Origin of the sequence: Marinithermus hydrothermalis DSM 14884 (genome assembly GCF_000195335.1) — a bacterium.
GTDB classification, from domain to species: Bacteria; Deinococcota; Deinococci; order Deinococcales; family Marinithermaceae; genus Marinithermus; species Marinithermus hydrothermalis.
In genome coordinates this window covers 477660-499782 of record NC_015387.1, presented here as the reverse complement: position 1 = coordinate 499782, position 22123 = coordinate 477660, and the positions used below count along the sequence as shown (strand labels likewise).

At 68.6% G+C, this 22123-nt stretch carries 21 protein-coding genes; 6 read left to right on the top strand and 15 right to left on the bottom strand.

The window, feature by feature from the left end:
- The first annotated feature begins 42 nt into the window (after positions 1-42).
- The 4 genes from zapE to MARKY_RS02650 are packed head-to-tail and all read left to right on the top strand — an operon-like array spanning position 43 to position 4753.
- Positions 43-1038 carry a cell division protein ZapE gene (gene zapE / locus MARKY_RS02665; protein ID WP_013703326.1) on the top strand — a complete coding sequence of 332 codons (996 nt, stop codon included), beginning with the start codon at positions 43-45 and terminating at the stop codon, positions 1036-1038.
- Between the two features lie 41 nt (positions 1039-1079).
- Positions 1080-2222 carry an acyl-CoA dehydrogenase family protein gene (locus MARKY_RS02660; protein WP_041658230.1) on the top strand — a complete coding sequence of 381 codons (1143 nt, stop codon included), beginning with the start codon at positions 1080-1082 and terminating at the stop codon, positions 2220-2222.
- 39 nt (positions 2223-2261) lie between these two features.
- On the top strand, positions 2262-3320 hold the full coding sequence (locus MARKY_RS02655; protein WP_013703324.1) for a TIGR04053 family radical SAM/SPASM domain-containing protein: 1059 nt from the start codon (positions 2262-2264) through the stop codon (positions 3318-3320).
- A 50-nt stretch (positions 3321-3370) separates the two neighbouring features.
- Complete coding sequence (locus MARKY_RS02650) at positions 3371-4753, top strand: FAD-dependent oxidoreductase (RefSeq protein ID WP_013703323.1); 1383 nt, start codon at positions 3371-3373, stop codon at positions 4751-4753.
- On the opposite strand, the gene MARKY_RS02645 is transcribed toward MARKY_RS02650, so the two are convergent.
- The 14 genes from MARKY_RS02645 to MARKY_RS02580 are packed head-to-tail and all read right to left on the bottom strand — an operon-like array spanning position 4750 to position 18828.
- Positions 4750-6108: an NADH-quinone oxidoreductase subunit N gene (locus tag MARKY_RS02645; protein WP_013703322.1), complete on the bottom strand. Its 1359-nt coding sequence runs from the start codon at positions 6106-6108 to the stop codon at positions 4750-4752. The two genes, MARKY_RS02650 and MARKY_RS02645, sit on opposite strands and share 4 nt — an antisense overlap.
- A complete protein-coding gene (locus MARKY_RS02640; protein WP_013703321.1) occupies positions 6105-7526 on the bottom strand; it encodes a complex I subunit 4 family protein in 1422 nt (473 codons plus the stop codon). Before MARKY_RS02640 ends, MARKY_RS02645 begins: the two co-directional genes overlap by 4 nt.
- Complete coding sequence (gene nuoL / locus MARKY_RS02635) at positions 7523-9346, bottom strand: NADH-quinone oxidoreductase subunit L (protein ID WP_013703320.1); 1824 nt, start codon at positions 9344-9346, stop codon at positions 7523-7525. Before nuoL ends, MARKY_RS02640 begins: the two co-directional genes overlap by 4 nt.
- A gap of 3 nt (positions 9347-9349) precedes the next feature.
- Positions 9350-9643, bottom strand: coding sequence for an NADH-quinone oxidoreductase subunit NuoK (gene nuoK, locus MARKY_RS02630; protein ID WP_013703319.1), 294 nt, complete (start codon positions 9641-9643; stop codon positions 9350-9352).
- Positions 9640-10203: an NADH-quinone oxidoreductase subunit J family protein gene (locus MARKY_RS02625; RefSeq protein ID WP_013703318.1), complete on the bottom strand. Its 564-nt coding sequence runs from the start codon at positions 10201-10203 to the stop codon at positions 9640-9642. The genes nuoK and MARKY_RS02625 overlap by 4 nt, the downstream gene beginning before the upstream one ends.
- A complete protein-coding gene (gene nuoI, locus MARKY_RS02620) occupies positions 10200-10730 on the bottom strand; it encodes an NADH-quinone oxidoreductase subunit NuoI (RefSeq protein ID WP_013703317.1) in 531 nt (176 codons plus the stop codon). Before nuoI ends, MARKY_RS02625 begins: the two co-directional genes overlap by 4 nt.
- The gene (nuoH, locus tag MARKY_RS02615) at positions 10727-11719 is read right to left on the bottom strand and encodes an NADH-quinone oxidoreductase subunit NuoH (RefSeq protein ID WP_013703316.1); all 993 of its coding nucleotides are present in this window, start codon (positions 11717-11719) and stop codon (positions 10727-10729) included. The genes nuoI and nuoH overlap by 4 nt, the downstream gene beginning before the upstream one ends.
- The gene (locus MARKY_RS02610; protein ID WP_013703315.1) at positions 11719-14169 is read right to left on the bottom strand and encodes an NADH-quinone oxidoreductase subunit G; all 2451 of its coding nucleotides are present in this window, start codon (positions 14167-14169) and stop codon (positions 11719-11721) included. The genes nuoH and MARKY_RS02610 overlap by 1 nt, the downstream gene beginning before the upstream one ends.
- Positions 14170-14171: 2 nt before the next feature.
- Positions 14172-15500, bottom strand: a complete 1329-nt coding sequence (nuoF, locus tag MARKY_RS02605) for an NADH-quinone oxidoreductase subunit NuoF (protein ID WP_013703314.1) — start codon at positions 15498-15500, stop codon at positions 14172-14174.
- Complete coding sequence (gene nuoE, locus MARKY_RS02600) at positions 15497-16099, bottom strand: NADH-quinone oxidoreductase subunit NuoE (RefSeq protein ID WP_013703313.1); 603 nt, start codon at positions 16097-16099, stop codon at positions 15497-15499. Before nuoE ends, nuoF begins: the two co-directional genes overlap by 4 nt.
- A 10-nt stretch (positions 16100-16109) precedes the next feature.
- Positions 16110-17264, bottom strand: a complete 1155-nt coding sequence (nuoD, locus tag MARKY_RS02595; protein WP_148230448.1) for an NADH dehydrogenase (quinone) subunit D — start codon at positions 17262-17264, stop codon at positions 16110-16112.
- 38 nt (positions 17265-17302) lie between these two features.
- Positions 17303-17935, bottom strand: coding sequence for an NADH-quinone oxidoreductase subunit C (locus MARKY_RS02590; RefSeq protein WP_013703311.1), 633 nt, complete (start codon positions 17933-17935; stop codon positions 17303-17305).
- 3 nt (positions 17936-17938) lie between these two features.
- The gene (locus MARKY_RS02585; RefSeq protein ID WP_013703310.1) at positions 17939-18478 is read right to left on the bottom strand and encodes a NuoB/complex I 20 kDa subunit family protein; all 540 of its coding nucleotides are present in this window, start codon (positions 18476-18478) and stop codon (positions 17939-17941) included.
- On the bottom strand, positions 18469-18828 hold the full coding sequence (locus MARKY_RS02580; protein WP_013703309.1) for an NADH-quinone oxidoreductase subunit A: 360 nt from the start codon (positions 18826-18828) through the stop codon (positions 18469-18471). The genes MARKY_RS02585 and MARKY_RS02580 overlap by 10 nt, the downstream gene beginning before the upstream one ends.
- A gap of 195 nt (positions 18829-19023) precedes the next feature.
- On the opposite strand from MARKY_RS02580, the gene MARKY_RS02575 reads away from it, so the two are divergent.
- Complete coding sequence (locus MARKY_RS02575; protein ID WP_013703308.1) at positions 19024-20178, top strand: class I SAM-dependent rRNA methyltransferase; 1155 nt, start codon at positions 19024-19026, stop codon at positions 20176-20178.
- Here MARKY_RS02575 and MARKY_RS02570 read toward each other — a convergent pair.
- Positions 20173-20946 carry a TlyA family RNA methyltransferase gene (locus MARKY_RS02570; protein WP_013703307.1) on the bottom strand — a complete coding sequence of 258 codons (774 nt, stop codon included), beginning with the start codon at positions 20944-20946 and terminating at the stop codon, positions 20173-20175. The genes MARKY_RS02575 and MARKY_RS02570 overlap by 6 nt on opposite strands.
- Before the next feature lie 188 nt (positions 20947-21134).
- Here MARKY_RS02570 and MARKY_RS11370 point away from each other — a divergent pair, with 188 nt between their 5' ends.
- Positions 21135-22112 (top strand): LysM peptidoglycan-binding domain-containing protein, encoded by a 978-nt coding sequence (locus tag MARKY_RS11370; RefSeq protein WP_013703306.1) that lies wholly within the window; start codon positions 21135-21137, stop codon positions 22110-22112.
- Positions 22113-22123 lie beyond the last annotated feature (11 nt).

The window sequence follows — 22123 nt, the reverse complement described above, 5'->3', positions numbered from 1 at the left end:
CCTAAGAGGGCGGTGAAGCCTTCGTGTGATAGGATGGCCGGGATGCGGCTCGTGGATCGCACGCCGGAGGTGGACCTCTCCACACTGCTCTCCAGCTTCACGCCCCCCCCACGGTTCCAAACGGCTACGTTCGATACGTACACTCCGGATCCCCGTTATGCCTCGCAGGCCGCGGCGAAGGAGCGGCTTCGGCGCTGGGTGCGGCTCAAACCCCGGGGGTGGTTCCGCAAGAGGCTGCCGGGCCCTAAAGGCCTATACCTTGACGGGGGGTTCGGGGTGGGCAAGACCCACCTGCTCGTCGCCACGTACTGGGAGGCCCCAGCCCCCAAGGCGTACCTATCGTTCGAGGAGCTCACGTACACGATCGGGCTGATGGGCATGGCCCGGGCGGTGGAGACCTTCGCGGGGCTTGGGTTCTTGATGATCGACGAGTTCGAGCTGGACGACCCCGGGAACGCCCAGATGGTCACGAACTTCCTTAAGCAGACGATGGGGCGGGGCCTCAGGGTGGTGACGACCTCGAACACTCCGCCCGGCGCGCTGGGCAAGGGCCGGTTCAACGCGGAGCAGTTCCGGCACCAGATCCAGGGGCTGGCCGCGGCCTTCGAGGTGCTGCACATCGACGGCGAGGATTACCGGCACCGCGACCCCGCACACCCGCCCGCGCCGCTCTCCCGCGCGGCGCTCGAGGCCCGCTACGCGGAGGAAACGCGCCCCGCGACCTTGGATACCTTCGCGGAGCTGCTCGCGCACCTCCGCACGCTGCACCCAATCCGGTACCGGCAGTTGTTCGCGGGGCTCAAGGCAGTGTACCTCGCGGACCTCGAGCCCATCCCCCACGAGGCGGACGCGCTTCGGTTCGTGCACTTTGTGGACAAGCTTTACGACCTGGGGCTCGAGTTGTTCGTGTCGGGGGAGCCGCTTTCCCGTCTGTTTCCGGAGTCCTACTGCTACGGTGCGTACGCGAAGAAGTACGGTCGGGCCTTGTCGCGCTTGGCGGAGCTGGTGGAGGCCTCCCGCGAGCGGGTCGCCGTATAACGCATTTTCCTCACCAAAGGCGTGATACGATATGCAGGATGATCGAGCTCACGCCGGAACAAAAGCTGGTCCTTGAGACGGTACGGGAGTTCGCCAAAAACGAGCTGTACCCCCTGGCCCCGGAGTACGACGCCTCGGGGGAGTACCCGTGGCCCCAGCTCCGGAAGATGGCCGAGCTCGGCCTCCTAGGCATGACCACCCCCGAGGCGTGGGGTGGGGCCGGCCTCGACACGGTGACCTGGGCCTTGGCGATGGAGGAGATCGCCGCGGCGGACCCCTCGGTCGCGGTCATCCTTTCCGTAACCTCGGGCCTGCCGCAGTACATGCTCCTCAAGTTCGGTACCGACGCGCAAAAGGAGAAGTACCTGCGCCCGCTGGCCCAGGGCGAGTGGATCGGGGCGTTCTGCCTCACCGAGCCACACGCCGGGTCGGACCCGGCCTCCCTCAAGCTGCGCGCTGAGCGGGTGGACGGGGGGTACGTACTGAACGGGGTCAAGTCCTGGATCACCTCCGGCGGCCAGGCCCAGCTCTACGTGGTCATGGCCCGCACCGGCGGCGAGGGCGCCCGGGGCATCACCGCCTTTTTGGTGGAAAAGGACACGCCGGGGTTGTCCTTCGGGAAGCCCGAGGAGAAGATGGGGCTGCACGCGGCGCACACCACCGAGGTGCGGTTCGACGAGGTGTTCGTCCCCGAGGAGAACCGTCTCGGCGAGGAAGGCATGGGCCTCAAGTACGCCCTCTCCGGGCTGGACTCCGGCCGCATCGGGATCGCTGCGCAAGCCGTGGGGATCGCTCGAGCCGCGTACGAGATCGCCCGGGACTACGCGGACGAACGCACCCAGTTCGGCCAGAAGCTGCGCGCGTTCGAGGGGGTGAGCTTCAAGCTCGCGGACATGGCGACGCGGATCGAGGCCGCCCGGCTGCTGCTCTTGAACGCGGCGGCGCGGAAGGACCGGGGCCTTCCGTTCAGCAAGGAAGCCTCGATGGCTAAGCTGTTCGCCTCCGAGACGGCGGTGGAGGTCACGCGCCAGGCGGTGCAGATCCTGGGCGGGTACGGGTACGCGCGCGAGTACCGGGTGGAGCGGTACTACCGGGACGCGAAGATCACGGAGATCTACGAGGGCACCTCGGAGATCCAGCGCATCGTGATCAGCCGCGAGATCTATCGCGAGCTGGGGCGGTAGGGACACCTGTACCCTGGGGGTAGCGGGGAAGATGAGGGCATGAGGCCCGATTTCGACCGCTACCCGTTCTTGGTGGCCTGGGAGATGACGCACGCGTGCGATCTCGCGTGCAAGCACTGCCGGGCCAGCGCCGAGCCCGACCCCCTTCCCGGCGAGCTCACCACCACCGAGGCGCTCGCCTTATTGGAGGAACTCGCGACCTACCAACCCAAGCCCATCCTTCTCCCCACCGGGGGGGATCCGTTGAAACGGCCGGACCTCTGGGTCATCCTGGAGCGCGCCCGTGAGCTGGGCGTCAAAGTGGGGATCACGCCCGCGGTCACGCCCCTGCTGACCCGGGAGGTGGTGGCGCGCTTCAAGGCGCTCGGGGTGCACCAGATGGCGATCTCCCTGGACGGCGCGAGCCCCGAGACGCACGACGTGTTCCGCGGGGTGCCCGGCACGTTCGAGCGGGCCGTCGCGGCGCTGGAGTGGGCGCGGGAGGTGGGCCTCCCCACGCAGATCAACACCACCGTGACCCGCTCGACCCGGCCGGAGCTTCCGAAGCTGGCCGAGCTCGGGGCGCGGCTCGGGATCGCGGCGTGGGAGGTGTTCTTCCTGGTGCCCGTGGGGCGCGGGGCGTTGCTCGAGCAGCTCACCCCACAGGAGTACGAGGAGACCTTGGCCTGGCTGTACCAGGCCTCCAAGACCTACCCGGTGCACATCCGCACCACCGAGGCCCCGCACTTCCGCCGGGTGGTGCTGCAGATGCGGGAGGCCCAGGGAGGCACGGACCGCGCCCTCGTGCGCAAGGGGCGGGGGATGCACATGCACGACGGGTACGGGTTCGTGTTCGTCAGCGCGACCGGGGAGGTGTACCCCTCCGGGTTCCTTCCCCTTTCCGCGGGGAACATCCGGGAACGATCCTTGCTGGAGATCTACCGCGAAAGCCCCTTGTTCCGTGACTTACGCGACAAGAGCAAGCTCAAAGGCAAGTGCGGCGTGTGCGAGTTCCGGGAGATCTGCGGGGGCAGCCGCGCCCGGGCTTGGGCCGAGACCGGGGACCCGTTGGGTCCCGAGCCGCGTTGCGCGTACGTACCCGAGGCGCTGCGCGGGTGAGCAAACCCAAACAGGGAATACCCCTATCCCCCTAGGGGTATAATAGGGGCATGAGCCGCCTGGTGATCATCGGCGGCGTGGCCGCCGGAATGAGCGCCGCTGCCAAAGCTAAACGCACCAACCCCGACCTCGAGATCACCGTCTTCGAAAAAAGCCCCCACGTCTCCTACGGGGCCTGCGGCCTCCCCTACTTCCTCGCGGGGCGCATCCCCCGCGCGGAAGCCCTCATCGCCCGCACCCCCGAAGCCTTCAAACAGCAGGGGATCGCTGTCCTCACCCGGCACGAGGTCACGGCGGTGGACCTCGAGGGCCGCCGCGTCCAGGTGCACGACCACGCGGAGGGCCGCACCTTCTGGCACCCCTTCGACCACCTCCTCCTCGCCACCGGTGCCACCCCCATCCGTCCCCCCATCCCCGGAGCGCACCAGGAAGGCGTGCACGTGCTGCGCACCCTGGAGGACGGCCTGGCCCTCCACGCTGCCCTCGAGACTGCGCGGAGCACCGTGATCGTAGGCGCGGGGTACATCGGCCTCGAGCTCGCCGAGGCCTTCCGCGCGCGCGGCAAGGCCGTCACGCTCATCGAGGCCCAGCCCCGCGTCCTGCCTCAGGCCGACCCCGAGGTCAGCCCCCTGGTGGAGGCCGAGCTCGAGCGGCACGGGGTCGAGGTCCTGACCGGCACCACGGTCACGGCCTTCACCGGCCAGGGGCGGCTGGAGGCCGTGGAGACCAGCGCCGGCACCGTCCCCGCGGACCTCGCGGTCCTCGCGGTCGGCGTCCGCCCCAACGTAGCCCTCGCCGAGGCGATGGGGCTCGAGCTCGGACCCACCGGGGCCGTGCGCGTGGACGCCCAGCTCCGCACCAGCCACCCCGGCGTGTGGGCCGCGGGGGACGTGGCCGAGTCGCGCCACCGCGTTACCGGCGAGGCGTACTGGCTCCCCCTGGGGGACGTGGCCAACAAGCACGGGCGGGTGGCCGGCAGCGTGATCGCGGGCCAGCCCGCCGCGTTCGCCGGCGTGGTGGGCACCACCGTCACCAAGGTCTTCGAGCTGGCCGTCGCCACGACCGGCCTCTCGGAAGCCGCGGCCCGAAGCCGGGGGTACCCGGTGGCGACGGTTTGGATCCAGGCGAAAGACCGCGCCCACTACTACCCGGACGCGCGCCCCCTGTACGTGAAGCTGATCTACCGGAGCGACACCGGGGCACTCCTCGGCGGGCAGCTTGTGGGGCGCGGGGACGCCGTGCTGCGCGTCGACGCCCTCGCAGCGCTACTGCACCAGGGGGGCACGGTGGAGGACCTAGCGGCCCTTGACCTGGCGTACGCCCCGCCGTTTTCCCCGGTCTGGGATCCGCTCCTCGTGGCCGCGGGGCAAGCCCAAAAACAGCGCCTTCCCCGGCGAACCGGGGAAGGCGCTCCCACGCGGGAAGGGGCCTAGGGGGCGAGCGCCGCCGCGTTCGCGAAGAGGCCAAACCCCAGCCCCGCCCACAAGCCCAACAGCACCACCAGCCCCGCCGCGACAACCAGCGCAAACCGCGCCCCGCTCCGCGCGGCGGGCACCTCCATGCTCGCGGGCGCGCTAAACGCGGCGAGGGCAAGCAGGCGCAGGTAGTAGAACGCAGCCACGACCGAGGTCAACAAGGCGAAGACCACCAGACCGTACGCGCCGCCACGAGCGGCCTCGAGGATCACCAGGTACTTGGCCCAAAACCCCACGAAGGGAGGGATCCCCGCGAGCGAAAGCATCGCGAACACCCACCCCACCCCAAGCAGTGGCGCCCGCTGCAACAGGCCGCGCAGCGCACCGTAAGGCACGCCTTTGCCTTCATCCACCACGCTGAGCACCCCGAAGGCCAGCCCCGTCGAGATCGCGTAAGCGAAGAGGTAGTATCCCAGGGCGGGCCCCGCGTCCGGCCCCAAGAGCGCCAGCGCGGCGTACCCCGCGTGCGCGATCGAGGAGTAAGCGAGCACGCGCTTGGCCTCGTTCTGCACGAGCGCGGCCAGGTTCCCAAACAGCACGGTGAGCGCCACCATCAACGCGAACAACGCCCCCCAGGGTCCCTCGAGGCCGCTGCCCACCAGCACGCGCGCCAGCGCCGCAAAGGCCGCGGCCTTCACCCCGGAGGCCATGAAGAGCGTGACGGGCGTGGGGCTGCCCTGGTAGACGTCGGGCGTCCACCACTGGAAGGGCACCAGGGCCACCTTGAACCCCAGGCCGGTCAGGATCAAGGCCATGGCGGCGAAGTACAGGAGGCCCTCCCCTGCCGCGCCCACCGTGAAGGCCCCGGTCGCGCCGTAGTGCAGCACGATCCCGTAGAACAAGATCCCCGAGGCCGCCGCGCCCAGCAGGAAGTACTTCACGCTCGCCTCGTAGGACTCCAGGTCGCGCCTAAACCCCGCCAGGACGTACAAGGGAATCGAAAGGATCTCGATCCCGATCAGCATCACGACCAGGTTGGTGGTCGCGCCGATCACATGGGCGCCCAGGACCGCGTACCCCAATAGCGCGTAGTACTCGAACCGCTCCGCCTGGGTCGCGGCCAGGTACCGGGTGCCCACCAGCACCGCCATCAAGGCCGCGAGGAGGACGACCAGGGTGATGCCTCGAGCGAAAGCATCGAAGACGTACAACCCGTTAAACAGCACCTGGTCCTCGCCCCAGTTCACCCCGAGGAAGACCAGGGCCAGCGCGAAACCGATCCCGCTCACGCGGCGCACCTCGCTGCTCGGCATCACAAACCCCGCGAAGGTCGCCAAGAGAGCGGTCAGCAACAGCGTGATCAGAACGCTCACAACCCACCCCCCACGAGCTGCGCGAAGACCTGCGCGCTCGGTTCGATCACCGCGCTAAACACCTTCGGGTACACCCCCAGCAGCACGATCCCCAAGGTGGCCAGCACCGCGAACGCCCACTCGCGCCGCGAAAGGTCCCCCGCGGGGCGCTCCGGCGTCTCGTGGAAGACCCGCTGGTACGCGGTGAGGGCGTACGCTGCCGAAGCGATGACCGCGGAAAAGCCTACGAGGGTCAGCCACGGCGAGGCCTGCCACGCCCCCAAGAGGCTCATGAACTCCCCGGGGAAGCCCGCGAGGCCAGGCAGCCCCACCATCGCGAGCACCAGGATCAAGGTGAAGGCCGCGAGGGCCGGCGCGTGCTGCGCCAAGCCGCGCGTAGGCGTGAGCTCGAGGGTGCCGAACCGCCGGTGCATCATGCCCGCGAAGAGGAAGAGCGCGCCGGTGTACACCGAGGAGGCCGCGAGCAGGAAGATCGCCCCGATCGCGCCTTCCTCCGTGCCGCTAAACAGCCCCAGGGCCCCTACCCCCATGTGCGAAAGCGCCCCGTAGGCCAAAAGCCGCTTCCAGTCGGTCTGCGCAAACGCAACCCACGCGCCGTACAGCGCGGTCACCGCGGCGAGCGCGAGGAGCAGCCCCTGGAACTCAGCGAACCCCGCGGGGAACAAGGGCATGGCCCAACGGAAGAAGCCGTACAGGCCCACCTTGTACAGGGTGCCCATCACGTCCGCGAGGCCCGAAGGGTGGTTCTCCGCGTGGAAGTCCGGAAGCCAGGTGTGCACCGGGAAGAGCGGGGTCTTCACGAGGAAGGCCAGGGCGAACGCGGCGAAGGCCCAGACTGCCGCGGCCCCATCGAGACGGTGCGCGAGGAGGTCCTCGAGCAGGAAGCTTTCCGCGCCGCCCAAATACCGCGCCGCGAGGATCGCGGCGAGCATCAGGAGGCTACCGGTCAGGGTGAAGAGCGCGAACTTCACGAGGGCGCGGACCCGGTTCTGCCCCCCGAACAAGCCCAGCATCAGCATGCTGGGGATCAGGGTCGCCTCGTAGAAGACGTAGAAGAGGATCAGGTCCAGGCTCGAGACGATCCCGAGGAGGCCCGTCTCCATCAAAAGCGCCAGGGCCACCATGCGCCCCGGCACGTCCCGCAGCACGATGAGGCCCGCGAAGGTCACCAACGCGATGGCGAGGGCCAGCGCCAGGGAGGTTCCGTCCAGCCCCAGGGCGTAGTACACCCCGACCGGCTCGAGCAAGGGCGTCTGGGTGACGAAGGCGTACCCCTCACCGGGGTACTGCGCGAAGAGGCCCAGGCCGATCAGGAAGGTAAGGCCGGAGGCTACGATCCCCAAGCGCCGCGCCATGCCCGGCGCGAAAAGGGCCACGAGGCCCGCGAGGGCCGGTAGGAAGACGAAGAGGTGAATCACCGCACCACCCCCCACAGAAGAACGACCGCGAGGGCCAACGCCATGAAGGCCGCGTACACCCGCACGTACCCGTGCTGGAGGGCCGCAAGCGCCCGGCCCAACACTCCCACACCGCCCGCGCCGCGCACGTACCCGGCGTCCAAGGCGCGGTCCGCCAGGCCCAGCGCGTACGCGAGTTCCTTGAGGGGCGTCACGATCACGGCGTTATAGACGCGATCCACGTAGAAGGCTTCTGCGCTCCAGGCCTGGAAGGTCTCGTACCAGCGCGGCAGCCTTGCGGCCGTGAAGGTCCGGTACCCCACGAACACCCCCACGAGCGCGACCAGAGCCGAGAGCAGGATCAGCCCCCACTCGGTCGCGAGCTCGAGGTGGCGCGCCTCGAGCTCCGCCAGGGAGGTCGCGAGGAAGGGCTCGAGGCGGTTCCACAGGGGCGCGGGCAGGGCGAGGAAGCCCGAGAAGAGCGCCCCTAGGGCGAGGAGGTCGTTGGGCAGGGTCATGACGCGGGGCGCTTCGTGGGGGTGCGCCGCGCCGCGGTAGGTGCCCTGGAAGACCAGGACGTACCAGCGCATCGCGTACACCGCGGTGAGGAAGGCCGTGAAGAGCGCGACGGCGTAGAAGCCCGCGCCGCCGAAGGGGTAGGTGAGCGTCGCGGTGAGGATCGCGTCCTTGGACCAAAACCCCGAGAGGAGCGGGAAGCCCGCGAGGGCCAGCGCCCCGATGAGACCGTGCAGGTGCGTGCGGGGTAAGTGCGCCTTAAGCCCGCCCATCCTGCGCACGTCCTGCTCGCCTCCCAAGGCGTGGATCACCGAACCGGAGGAGAGGAAGAGCAGCGCCTTGAAGAAGGCGTGCGTCATCACGTGGAACAGCGCGATCCAGTACGCCCCCACCCCCGCGGCGAGGAACATGTACCCGAGCTGGCTGACCGTGGAGTACGCGACGATGCGCTTGATGTCCCACTGCCCCAGGGCCGAGAGCGCCCCGTAGAGGGCGGTGATGAGGCCGATCACGGCGATCGCGTACGAGACGTCCGGCAGCACCGCGTACAGGAAGCTCGAGCGCGCCAGGAGGTAAACGCCCGCGGTCACCATGGTGGCCGCGTGGATCAGGGCGGAGACCGGCGTGGGGCCCGCCATCGCGTCCGGCAACCACACCATGAGGGGCACCTGGGCGCTCTTCCCGATCGCCCCGATGAAGAGCAAGGCCCCCGCGAGCGAAAGCCCCGCCGGAAGGACCAGGCTGCCCTCGATGGCCTCGCGCAGCTCGCTAATCGAAAGGGTCCCGAAGGTGGTGTACAGGATCGCCATGCCCAGCAAGAACCCCAGGTCGCCGATGCGGTTCACGATGAAGGCCTTGCGGGCCGAGTCGGCGTTGGTGCGCTCCGTGTACCAGAACCCGATCAGGAGGTAGGAGGCGAGGCCCACCCCCTCCCAGCCGATGAACATGACCGGGTACGCGTCGGCCAGGACCAGGGTCATCATCATGGCGATGAACAGGTTCAGGTACGCGAAAAAGCGGCTGAACCCCGGGTCGCCCGCCATGTACCCGATCGCGTACACGTGGATCAAGAACCCGATCCCGGTCACGATCAAGGCCATGAAGCCGGAGAGGGAGTCCAGGACCAAGCTGAAGGGAATGCCCGGCAGCCAGTCCTCGAGGACGAAACGGGCCCCGCCCCCAAGGAGCAGCCCTACGGAGAGGGCAAAGCTCGCGAAGACCAGCGCCGAGGCGAGCACGCCCGGCCAGGGCTCCCGCATGCGCCGGCCAAACAGGCCCAGCAAAACAAACCCCAACAGCGGTAAGAGGATCGTCAAGAGCAGCATGCCTTACCCCCTGAGGTGCCGCAGCTCATCGACCACGGTCGAGGCCCGCGTGCGGAAGACAGCCACGATGATGCCCAAGCCCACCGCGACCTCAGCCGCGGCGATCGCGATCACGAGGAAGGCCACCGACTGCGCGGCAATATCCCCGTACGCGCGCGCGAAGGTGACGAGGCCGAGGTTGGCCGCGTTCAGCATCAACTCGATGGAGAGGAACAAGAGGATCGCGGTGCGCCGCACGAGCAGGCCGTACACGCCGATGGTGAAGAGCGCAGCGGAGAGGAGCAGGTAGTAGGTCATCGGGTCACCTCCTCGAGCTCGCGCTCGCGCTCGGCCACCTGGGGCTTGACTCGAGGGCGGCGCACCTCAGGCTGGACCATCACGACCGCGGCGACCGTCGCGGCGAGCAGCAGCACCGCGATAAGCTCCACTGCGTACAGCCAGGGCCCGTAGAGGGCCTCGCCCACCACCTGGGCCGTGCCACCCGCGAGCAGCGGCGCGGTCTCCACAAGGGATTGAACAGGTTCGAAGGTAGTGACGGCGTACCCCAGCCCCACGAGCAGCAGCACCCCCACCACCCCGGCGAAGGGCCTCAGGCTGGGCACGGGGTCCACGCCCGTATCGGCTCGAGCCGCGAGCAGCAGCATGATCACGAAGAGGAACAGGACCATGATCGCGCCAGCGTACACGATCACCTGGATCCAGCCTAGAAACCGCGCGTCCAGCGCCATGTACACCGCGGCGAGCACCAGGAAGTTCCCCGCGAGGGCGAGGGCGGCGTGCACCGCGTTGCGGAGCGTCACCACCGCCACTGCTGTAAGGATGAGCAACAGGCCGGCGACGAGATCGAAGAGGCTCACTCGTACTTCACCCCTTCCAGCTCCGGCCGCACGTAGGGCACCTTGAACCCTAGCTTGACCGGCTTTCCTGTGATGCGGGCCTCGCGCCGCTGCGGCTTGGAGCCCACCACCTCGACGAGCATGTCCTCCTTGCTGTAGATGTGGTCGGAGTAACGGTAGTCGGCCATCTCGAACTCGTTGCCCAGCACGACCGCGCCCGTGGGGCAGGCCTCCTCGCAGAGCCCGCAGAAGATGCAGCGCAGCATGTTGATCTCGTAGACCTTCGCGTACCGCTCCCCCGCCGAGACCGGGTTCTCCGGGTCGTTCTCCGCGGCCTCGACGTAGATCGCGTACGCCGGGCAGACCGCGGCGCACAGGCTGCACCCGATGCATTTCTCGAGGCCGTTCGGGTGGCGGGTAAGCACGTGACGCCCCTTGTAGCGCGGCTTCAAGGGCACCGGCGCGTCCGGGTACGGGATCGTCACCGGCTTGCTGAAGAGGTGCTTCAGCGTGATGCCCAGGCTCTTCGCCAGCGCGGCTACGCTCATGCGACACCTCCCTTGAACACAACCCAGGCTGCCGTCACCACGAACCACACCAGCGCTACCGGCAACAACACGCCCCAACTAAAGCGCATCAGCTGGTCGTAGCGCAGGCGGAACCAGGTTGCGCGGATCCAGATGAAGAGGAAAAGGAACAGGGCCATCTTCACGAACAGCCACAGGAAGGGGATGTCCGGCAAGAAGGCGGGCGCGTGCCACCCCCCCAGGAAGAGCGTGGGGATCAGGGCGCTTGCGGTGATGAGGTGGACGTACTCCGCCATCTGGAAGAGGGCCCACTTGATCGAGGAGTACTCGGTGTTGTACCCCGAGACCAGCTCCTGCTCGGCCTCCGGCAGGTCGAACGGCGTCCGCGCCGCCTCGGCCATGGTGGCGATCGTGAAGACCAGGAAGGCCGGGAACTGCCAAAGGATCAACCACCCGTTCTGGGCCTGCCACTCCACGATCTCCCGCAGGTTCAAGGACCCTACCAGGATCACCGGCGCGAGCAGGCTGATCCCCAGGCCCAGCTCGTAGCTCACGAGCGCTGCCGCCGAGCGCAGCGAGCCCAGCAGGCTGTACTTGGAGTTTGAGGCCCACCCCGCGAGGAAGACCCCGTACACCGCCATCTCGCTCACCGCGAAGAGGTACAGGATCCCCATGTCGATGTCGAGCACCCACGGGTCCAGCCCAAAGAACGCGCCTTCCGGCCCGAAGGGGATCAGGCCGAAAGCCACCAGCGCAAAGGTGATCGAGATCAAAGGCGCGAGGAGGTACACCAACCGGTCGGCTTCACGGACGGTGATGTCCTCCTTGAAGATGCTCTTGATCGCGTCCGCCAAGGGCTGCAACAACCCCATGGGGCCCACGCGGTTCGGCCCCAGCCGGTGCTGAAAGCGCGCGAGCAAACGGCGCTCCACGAGCGTCATGTAGGCGAACGCCGTCAAGAGCCCCACCACGACGAGAAGCGCCTTCACCGCGGTCCAGACGAACTCCATCACGCCTCCCCTCCCCCTTGAGGCGCCCCTTGAGGCACCAGCAGCTTAAACGGCACCCGGCGCGCGGTGCCCTTCCCGTACGCCGGCAGGTACAAGAACCCCTCCGGCAACGCCTCCCGCACGCGCACGACCGCCTCGAGCGTCCCGTAGGGGGTCTCCACCTCGAGGGCCATCCCGTCCTTCAAACCGTGCGCCCGGGCGGTCGCCGGGTGCGCCTCGAGCACAGCCCGGCCGAGCGCCTTCTGCACGGTGGGGCCCTGCAGCTGGTGGTGGCGCCACATGCTGGGCTTAAGGTAGAGCGTGCCGGCCTCCGCCCGGAGGGCGCGCGGCGTCCGGGGAGCCTTGGGCCGCCAGAGCACGCCCGACTCGGGCAGGTGCTCGAGGTCCAGCCGGTAGCGCTCCTTGAGGGCCCGACGGACCTGGCGCACGAGCCGCACGGGCGGCGTGACCCCGAGGGCTTCCGCGAAGAGCGCGAGGGCCTGCACAACCCCTTCGGCCTCGCCGTTATCCACTCCGGCGGGCTGGAGGGGGAGGACCCGCCCCTCGACGTTCACCATCGCGCCGCGCTTCTCGTAGAAGGTCTCCGCGGGCAGCACCACGTCCGCGTACCGCTCGGCGAGGGGGGTGAGGTGCGTGAGGTGGAAGACCCGGTAGGCCTGGGCCCGCACCACGTCCTCCGGCGGTTCAACCCCGCTGTAGAAGGCCACCTGCGGTCCGGCCTCCCCCAAGGCCGCGCCGCCCTCGCCGGGCCAGACCCCGACGGCCTCGAGGCCTCGGGCGTTCGGTGCAGGGGTCAGGGCGAAGACGCGCGCGCCGAAGGCCGCGGCGATCCGTTGCGCGGCCTGGGCGGCCTCCACGTCCTCGAGCACGCCCGCGCCCAGCACGAGCACCCGGCCCTCAGCGGCCTTGAAGCGCTCCGCCGCGGCCCGAACGGCCTCCCGCACCCCGTCCAGCCCCTCGGGGAGGGAGCGTCCCTCGAGAGCCGCCTCGAGGGCCTGGAGGAGGCGGGCCTCCTCGCCCGGCCGGTACACCCCCTTCGCGCCCGCCCAGCGCATGAGGGCGGTGGGGTAGGGCGCGAAGACCGCGAGCTTCTCCCCTTGGCGCGGCATGCGTTCCTTGATGGAGAGGTCCGCGAAGGGCGTGCCGTGGTTGTAACGGTGGGGCGGCTTCAGGCCCTTGAGGAACTGCTGGAGCCGCACGTGCAGCACCGGGAGTTCCTCGGTGGGGTCCCCCACCACCAGGGCAAAGCCCGCCTCCAACAGCTCGTCGTAGGTCAGGGCGGGGAAGCTCGAGGCCGCCACGGCAGTGCGCCCCTCAAAGTCCAGGTGGGGCGTGCCGAGGGCCCGGGCGAGCTCGGCGGCGGCGTACCCTTCCTCCAGGGTGCTGTCCCCCGCGAGGTAGAGCCCAACCGCGTCCTTCTTCGCGCCCTTTAGCCCCTCGCGCATCGCCTGGAGGGCTTCGTCCCAGCTGGCGGGCTCGAGGCGGCCGTCCTTGCGCACGAGGGGGGTCTTGATCCGGTTGAGGTCCACCCACTCGTGCCCGAAGCGCGCCGCGTCCGAGATCCAGATCTCGCTGGTCTCGGGGAGTTCACGGGCACGCACGCGCTCAATGCGGCCCGAGCGCGCGTCCACCCAGATCGCGCTGCCGGAGGCGTCGGTGAGGTCCGTGGTGGGGGTGCGGTCGTACTCCCAGTTGCGCCCCCTGAAGCGGGCCACCTGGTCGAGCAGCGCCCCGACCGGGCAGATGTCGCAGATGTTCCCGGTGAGGTTCGAGGGCAGGCCGTAGTCCGCGGTGCCGATGAAGGTGTGCACCCCCCGCTCGATGAAGTCCAGCACCTCGTCTCCGGGGATCTCCTCGAAGTACCGCACGCAGCGCTTGCAGTGGATGCACCGCTCGCGGTCCAGGGTGATGAAGGGCGAGAGGGGGTGGTGCTTGTCGGTGTGGCGGCGGGTGAACTCGTAGCGGGTGTAGACGGGCAGCTCGGGACCCAGCCCTTCGCGGATCTCCTCGCGCTTGGCGTGGTACGTCTCGTACAGGCCGTACTCGTAGCTGCGGTCCTGGAGCTCGCACGCGCCGCCCTTGTCGCAGGTGGGGCAGTCGAGGGGGTGGTTGAACAGGGTGAACTCCACCATCCCGGACTGGGCCCGCTTCACCTCGTCCGAGAGGGTGTCGATCACCATGCCCTCGCTCACCTGGAGGGTGCAGCTCGCCATGAGCTTGGGGAACCAGAAGATCTTGACCTCGCCGTTCTCGTCCCGGATCCAGTCGCCGTCCGGCCCCTTGCGCGGCGCACCGGCCTTGACCAGGCACATGCGGCACGACCCGGTCGGCGAGAGGTACTTCTCCGCGCAGAAGAGGGGCACGTCGTACCCAGCGTGGAAGATCGCGTCCATCGCCGAGGTTCCCGGCGGAACCTCGATCTCGCGGTCGTTGACCTTGACGCGTACCATGCTCACCTCCAGCGGCTCGTCCTGGGCACCACGCACGTGCCGTGCTCGATGTGGTGCTCGTACTCGTGACGGAAGTGCTTCAGAGACCCCCGCACCGGCCAGACCGCTGCGTCGGCCAGGGGGCAGAAGGCCTTGCCCTCGATGTTGTCGAGCAGGTTCTCCAACAGCTCGACATCCCCCGGCTCGCCGCGTCCCCGCTCGATCTTCTCGAAGAGCTTGGGCAGCCACCCGGACACCCCCTCACGGCAGGGGGTGCACTTGCCGCAGGACTCGTGCGCGTAGAACCGGGTCACGTTCCACATCGCGTTCACGATGCAGACCGACTCGGGGATCAGGATCACCCCGCCGGTCCCGAGGAGGGTGCCCAGGCGCTGGCAGTGCTCGTAGTCCATGGGCGAGTCGAGCACCTCGTCGGTCCAAGGCACGGGCGGGGTGGAGGACCCGCCGGGGATGATCGCCTTGATGGGCTCGGTGGGGCCGCCCGCCCAGTCGTAGATCAGCTCGCGGAAGGTCGTGCCGAGGGGTAGCTCGTACACGCCAGGGCGCCGCACGGGGCCGGAGATCTGGAAGAGCTTGTGCCCTTTGGAGCGCTCCGTGCCCATCTGCCCGAACCAGTCCGCGCCCCGCTCGATGATGTGCACCACCGAGCACAGGGTCTCCACGTTGTTGATCGTGGTGGGCTTGCCGTAAAGGCCGGACTGCGCTGGGAAGGGCGGTTTCATGCGCGGGTTGGCCCGGAGCCCCTCGAGGGAGTTCATCAGGGCGGTCTCCTCGCCGCAGATGTACGCGCCCGCGCCGCGGTGCACGTAGAGGTCGAAGCTGAACCCGGACCCGAAGAGGTTCTCGCCCAAATACCCCTTGGCGTACGCCTCCCGGATCGCCGCGGTCAGGCGGTCGTAGGCCCGGCGGTACTCCCCGCGCACGTACACGTACCCCTTGGTGGCGCGGATCGCGTACCCGGCGATGATCATGCCCTCGATGAGCTGGTGCGGGTCGTCCTCGAGGAGGTAGCGGTCCTTGAAGCTGCCGGGCTCGGATTCGTCGGCGTTGCATACGATGTAGTGCTGCGTCTTGGGTTCCTTGGGCATGAAGGACCACTTCACCCCGGTCGGGAACCCCGCGCCGCCCCGGCCCCGCAACCCGGACTTCTTGACCTCCTCGATCACCTCGTCGGGGGTCATCCGGGTCAGGGCCTTCCGCGCGGCCTCGTACCCCCCGTGGGCGAGGTAGTACTCGAGCGTCCAGGAGTTCGGCCGGCCGACGTGCGCGTAGAGGGTGCGCACGAAGCGGGGGTCGTGCCCGCTGGTGATGGGTTTTTCCGCGACGCTCACGCCTTCCCCTCCTCCGGCTTCGCGAGCGGTTCCGCGGGGCCCACCGCGGCCGCGGCTTCATCCTCGGGGCGCACCACGTGGCCGCACCCCTCGGGCAGCTCGATCTCCTCGAGGGGCCGGTCGGCTTTAAGGCCCTCGAGGAGGGCCTTGAGCCGCGCGCGGGTGACGCACTCCACGTAGGGCTCGTCGTTCACCTGGACCACCGGCGCGGTGTGGCAGCTGCCGAGGCACTCCACCTTCTGGATCGAGAACCGCCCGTCCGGGGTGACCTCCCCGGGCAGGATGCCCAGGGTCTCCACCAAATAATCCCAAAGCTCGTCCGCGCCGGCGAGGGCGCAGGAGAGCGTGGCGCACACCTGGAGGTGGTACTTGCCCGTGGGCAGCTCGTGGTAGTAGCTGTAGAAGCTCATCACGCCCTTGACCTCGGTGGGCGTGGTACCCACGAGCTCGGCGATCTCGCGGATGCGCGCTTCGGAGACGTACCCCTCCTCGGTCTGCACCCGCCGCAACAGCGGCATGATCGCGCTGCGCCGCCCCTCGGGCGGGTACTGGCGGAACACCTCCTCGAGCCAGTCTTGCTTGTCGTCAAAAAAGCCCATGCACTCCTCCTTACCGGTCCACGTCGCCCATTACCGGGTCGAGACTGGCGAGAATCGCGACCAAATCGGGGAACTGGTGGCCTTCGCAGGCGTAGGGCAGGCTTTGCAGGTTCACGAAGCTCGGGGCGCGCACCTTGACGCGGTAGGGCATCGACCCCCCGTCGGAGATGATGTAGTACCCGAGCTCTCCCCGCGCGCTTTCGGTGGGCACGTACACCTCGCCTTTCGGCGGGTGAAACCCTTCGGTCACCAGCTTGAAGTGGTAGATCACCGCCTCCATCGAGGTCTCGAGCAGGTGGCGGGGCGGCAGGGAGATCTGCGGGTTCGGGTCCCGGATGGGGCCGGGCTCGAGGCGCTCCACGGCTTGGCGGATGATGCGCGCGGACTCGCGCATCTCCTGAATGCGCACGATCATACGGTCGTACACGTCCCCGCGCTCGCCGAGGGGCACGTCGAACTCGTAGGTCTCGTACCCCGCGTAAGGGTAGGCCTTGCGCACGTCGTAGTTCACGCCGCTGGCGCGCAGCGAGCCTCCGGTGAGCCCCAGGTGGATCGCTACCTCCGGCGGGATCACGCCCACGTCGCGGGCGCGCTCATAGAAGATGGGGCTTTCGCGGAACATCCCCTCGTACTCGTCCACCCGATAGTCGAAGGTGTCGAGGAACTTCTTGAGTTCGGGGATGAACTCCTCGGGCAGGTCGTTCTTGAGCCCACCGATGCGGATGTAGTTGTGGTGGAAGCGCTGCCCGCTCACCCACTCGAACAGGTCCAGGATCGCTTCGCGCTCACGGAAGCAGTAGAAGAACGGCGTGAGGGCCCCGAAGTCGAGCAGCCCCGTCCCGGTGAAGACCAGGTGGCTCGCGATGCGGGACAGCTCGTTCAGGATGATGCGGATCGTCTGGGCGCGGGGCGGGACCTCGGCCCCGACGAGCCGCTCGACCGCGAGGGCGTACGCGAGGTCGTGCGCGAAGGAGTGCAGGTAGTCCATGCGGGGGGTGTAGGTGATGTTCTGCAGGTAGGTGCGGTGCTCCATGTTCTTCTCGAAGCCGGTGTGGAGGTACCCCACGTGCGGCTGGACCTCGAGCACCTCCTCCCCCGCCATCTTGATGACGAGCCGCAAGACCCCGTGCGTGGAGGGGTGTTGCGGCCCTACGTTCAGGGTCATGACCTCCGTGCGGAGTTCTTTGGGTTCTTCTAAGCGGCTCACTCTCCCTCCTTCTCCAGCTCAGCCGCGCGCCGAACGTCCTGGAAAAGCTGCTGGTACCCTTTGCGCGTACCGCCGCGCCACCCGGTGAGGCCCGGATCCTTGCCGGTGAGCCCCGCGCGGAAAGCCGCGGGGTCGATGAACCGCCCTTCCTTGAACAGGGTGGGCGTCTCCCCGAGGGGGAAGTCCTTGCGCAGGGGGTGGCCGTCCAGGTCCTCGGGGGTGAGGATCTTCCGGAGGTCCGGGTGGCCCTCGAAGCGGATGCCAAACAGGTCGTAGATCTCGCGCTCGAGCCAGTTCGCGCTGCCCCAGATCCCGGTCACGGTGGGCAGGACGGGGTTCGCTTCGGGCACGTAGACCCGCACGAAGAATCGGCTGCCGTCCCCGTCCTTCCAGCCGGGGAGGGAGACCAGCTCGTAGACGACGCAGAAGCGTTCGGGCTTCGGGTCGGGGTAGGTGAGGTAGTCGATCCCTATGATGTCCGCGAGGTAGTTAAAGCCCAGCGTCTTGTAGTGGGCCATGCGGTCCACGAGGCCGTCGCGGGGCAGCGTGATCCAGGTGTTCCCGTGGGCTTCCTCGATCTCGAAGCGCTGGGCGCGGGCTTCCTCAAGAACGCGCTGCAAGCGTTGCATGCGTCACCCCCGCACCCACGCCTCGACGGGCGGCAGTTTGTTGCCGGCCTCGTCGTAGGCCTGCCCCCGGATCTTTTTCTGGAGCTGCATCACCGCGTAGATCAGCGCCTCGGGGCGGGGCGGGCAGCCCGGCACGAAGACGTCCACCGGAACGACCGAGTCCACGTTCTGCACGATGGCGTAGTTGTTGAACATGCCCCCCGAGCTGGCGCACGCGCCCATGGAGATGACCCACTTGGGGTCGGGCATCTGGTCGTACACCCGGCGCATGACGGGCGCCATCTTCTTGGAGAGGCGGCCCGCGACGATCATGACGTCCGCCTGGCGGGGCGAGGCGCGGAAGACCTCGGAACCGAAGCGGGCTAGGTCGTTACGGGCGTCGGTCGAGGCCATCATCTCAATCGCGCAGCACGCGAGGCCGAAGGTGGCCGGCCAGAGGCTGTTCGAGCGCCCCCAGGCGACGAGTTTCTCAAGCGTGGTGAAGAAGACCCCCTGCCGCTCTAGTTCCTGCACGTCCCGCTCAAACAGGTCGGTTAGTCCCATTTCATCACCCCCTTGAGCCACTCGTAGACGAAGCCGGCCATCACGATGCCGACGAACACAATGACGGCGATCAGGCCGCCTACGCCTAGGGGTCCGGCGTTCACCGCGTACGGCCAAAGGAAGGCCACCTCGACGTCGAAGATGATGAAGAGCATGGCCACGACGTAGAAGTGGACCGGGTAACGCTCCACGCGCCCGATGGGGTCGTTGCCCGACTCGTAGGGCATCAGCTTGGTGGGGCGGGGCCGTTTGGGCCCGAGCAGCGCGCCCGCCAAGAGGGCCGCCACCCCGATGAACAGGGCTACCCCGAGGTAGATCAGGATGTTGATGTACTCGGTTACCGGTGACAAGTTCTCGCCCTCCCTTGCTTGTGCTTTTGTTCACTTACCCTGTTACTTGGGTCCCCTCCTCCTCGCTTGTGCTTTTGTTCACTATGCCGGATAAACGGACAATAGTGAACGAAAACTATTAACGCACCCCCATCTTAACGAGCCCCCTCCCGCAAGACAAGCGCCCGTAATGAAAAGCGTTGCTATGCTAAAAAGGTGCAACGCGCGGTTCTAAAACCCGGAAAAGAACGGAAGGTCAAGAACCACTACCCCACCGTCTACCGTGACGAGCTCGCCCAAACCCCAAGCGCCCCCGGCCCCTGCAAGGTGCTGGACGCCAGCGGAGCCCTCATCGGCGTCGGGTACTACGACCCCCAAAGCCCCGCCCCCCTCCGGGTCTACCGTTTCGACGACGGCCCCCTAGACCACGCCTTTTTCGTCCAGCGCTTCCGCCGCGCCCAAGCACGCCGGGAGGGCCTTGGCCCCTACCACCGCCTGGTACACGCCGAGGCCGACGGCCTCCCAGGCCTCGTGGTGGACCGGTTCGGCGAGGTCCTCCTCCTCCAGGTCCGCAACCGCGCGATGGAAGCCCTGAGGGACACCTGGCTCCCCGCGCTCATCGAGGTCACCCAACCCCAAGGGGTGTACGAACGCAGCGACGTAGAAGCCCGCCGCCTGGAGGGCCTCGAGCCCCGCACCGGGGTGCTGTACGGCCACGTCCCCCCCACCCTCCAGGTGGAGGAGGACGGGCTGGTCTTCGCAATCCCCCTCGCGATGGCCCAGACCAAAGGGTACTACCTGGACCAGCGGGAAAACCGCCGCCGATTCGAGGCGCTCGTGCAGCCCGGCCAGCGCGTGCTCGACGTGTACAGTTACGTAGGCGGGTTCGCCCTGCGCGCCGCCCGAAAGGGCGCGTACGCCCTGGCGGTGGACAAGGACCTCGAAGCGCTCGGGGTGCTGGACCAGACCGCCCGCGCCCACGGGCTCACGGTGGACCTCCGCGCCGGGGAGGCCCACGCGATCCTTCACGAGCTCGCCGAGCGCGGCCAGCGCTTCGACCACATCCTCCTCGACCCCCCCACCCTGGTCAAAAAGCCCAGCGCCCTACCGCGCGTCAAGCGCCACCTCGTGGACCTCACGCGCCTCGCGCTGGGGATGCTCGCGCCGGCCGGCACGGTCTGGCTCTCGAGCTGCGCGTATCACCTGCGGCTCGAGGACCTCCTGGAGGTCGCGCGACGCGCCGCGGCCGACACGGGCCGGCGCCTCGCGGTGCGGTGCGTGACCCATCAGCCTGCGGACCACCCCTGGAGCCTGCACGTGCCGGAGTCGCTCTACCTCAAAACCCTCGTCCTCGAGGACGACCCCCTATAAGGCCAGGGCCGCCGCCACCGCGCCGTCCACATCCACGTCGCCCCGTACTCCGGGCCGAAGGTAGAGCAAGAACTCCTGGTTGCCGTCCCCGCCACGCACGGGGCTGGGTATGAGGCCCAACGCCCCCAACCCCACCCCTTCCGCGCAGGCCACGACCCCCCGCAACGCCCGCCGCCACACCGCCGGGTCCCGCACCACTCCCGACCGCGTAGCGCCAGGCCCCGCCTCGAACTGCGGCTTCACCAGGGTGATCAGAGCCCCGTCGTCCTTCACCCAGCGCCGCACAACCGGGAGGAGCTTGGTCTGGGAGATGAAGGCCACGTCCATCACCACGAGGTCCACCCGCTCGGTCAGCGCCTCCAGGTAACGCGCGTTCACCCCCTCCATCACCACCACGCGCGGATCCGCCCGCAAGGCAGGGTGCAGCTGGTCCCGCCCCACGTCGATCGCGTACACCCGCGCCGCGCCGCGCTGCAGCAAGCAGTCCGTGAACCCCCCGGTGGAGGCCCCCACGTCCGCGCACACCCACCCCCTCGGGTTCACGCCAAACGCCTCCAGGGCCGCCTCGAGCTTGTACCCCCCGCGGCCCACGTACCGCAGGGGCTCGAGCACCTCGATGGGATCCGTCAGGCTCACCTTCGCGCTGGCCTTGGTCACGATGCGGCCCGCGACCCGCACCCGCCCCGCCCGGATCAAGGCCTGGGCCTTGGCGCGGGAAGCAGCCATCCCCCGCTCCACAAGCAGGACGTCCAATCGCTTGCGTTCCATGCTTTCTCGCTCAAGTGCTCATCCCGCGCGAAATCAACTTGCGGTATCCGGAAAAACAGAAGCTCCGGGCGGATCGAAGTATTAAGTAGGTAAGAACCCCAACACCCCGTGATTTGTGGAACCGCCCCCAGCCCCGCCCCTCTCCTGAGCATACAATGAGAGAGGAACACCACCTAAAGGAGGAGCGTATGCAACCAAATCCCTGGCGCACCCGTGCCGCCGGCCTCGCGATCGCACTCGGCCTATTGCTGGCCGCTCCCACCCCCGCCCAAGAGGCGGCACCCCAAGCGCCGTCCATAGAAGCCCTACAAGCCGAGCTCGAGCAGCGCGCCCAGCAAGTCACGGCCCTCTTGCAGGCCCTGAACGCGCGCAACCTGCGGATCGCCGAGCTCGAGGCCGAACTCGCCGCGAAAACCACGCGGATCTCACAGGTGGAGGCCGCCGCCGCCGCCCTCTTCGCGCAGCGCGACGCCCTCCGGCAGGAGCTCGAGCAGGTCAAAGCGGAGCGCGACGCGCTCCAGGCCCAGGTCGCCGCCCTCACCGAGGAGCTCGAGGCGGCCCAGGAAAACGCCCAGCAGAGCACCGCGCGCGTAGAGGAGCTGGAGGCCCAACTCGCCGAGGCGCAGGCCCTCGCCGAGGAGCTCGAACGGCTCCAGGCGGAGCGCGACCAGTTGCAGGCCGCGCTCGAGGAAGCCCGCAGCCAGGCCGGCCGCGCACCGGAGCTCGCAGCCCAGCTCGAGGCCCTCCAGGCCGAGCACGCGCGGGTCCAAGCCGCCCTCGAAGAGGCCCAAGCCCGGCTCGCCGCGCTCGAAGGCACCGCCAGTCGCGCTTCCCGAAGCCTGGAAGCGGTCGCGGACGAGCTCGAGCTCGCCCTGAACCTCGCGCGTGCGCTCCTAAGCGCCTACCCCCTTCCTCCAGGGGAAACGGTCGCCAGCGCCGAGGCCGGGGTGCTCGAGGCGCAGCTTCTGGCCGCCCAGCGCATCGCGGACAAGCTCGCGAACGCCCGCGGCCTGTACACCGTGCAGGCCGGGGACAGCCTCTCCAGCATCGCCGCCTTCTTCTACCGGGACGCCACGCGCTGGACGGACATCCTCGAAGCGAACCGCGGGGTGCTGGAGGACCCGGACCGGCTCGAGCCGGGCATGGTGCTCGTCATCCCCCGCTAACCCGGCCCGAT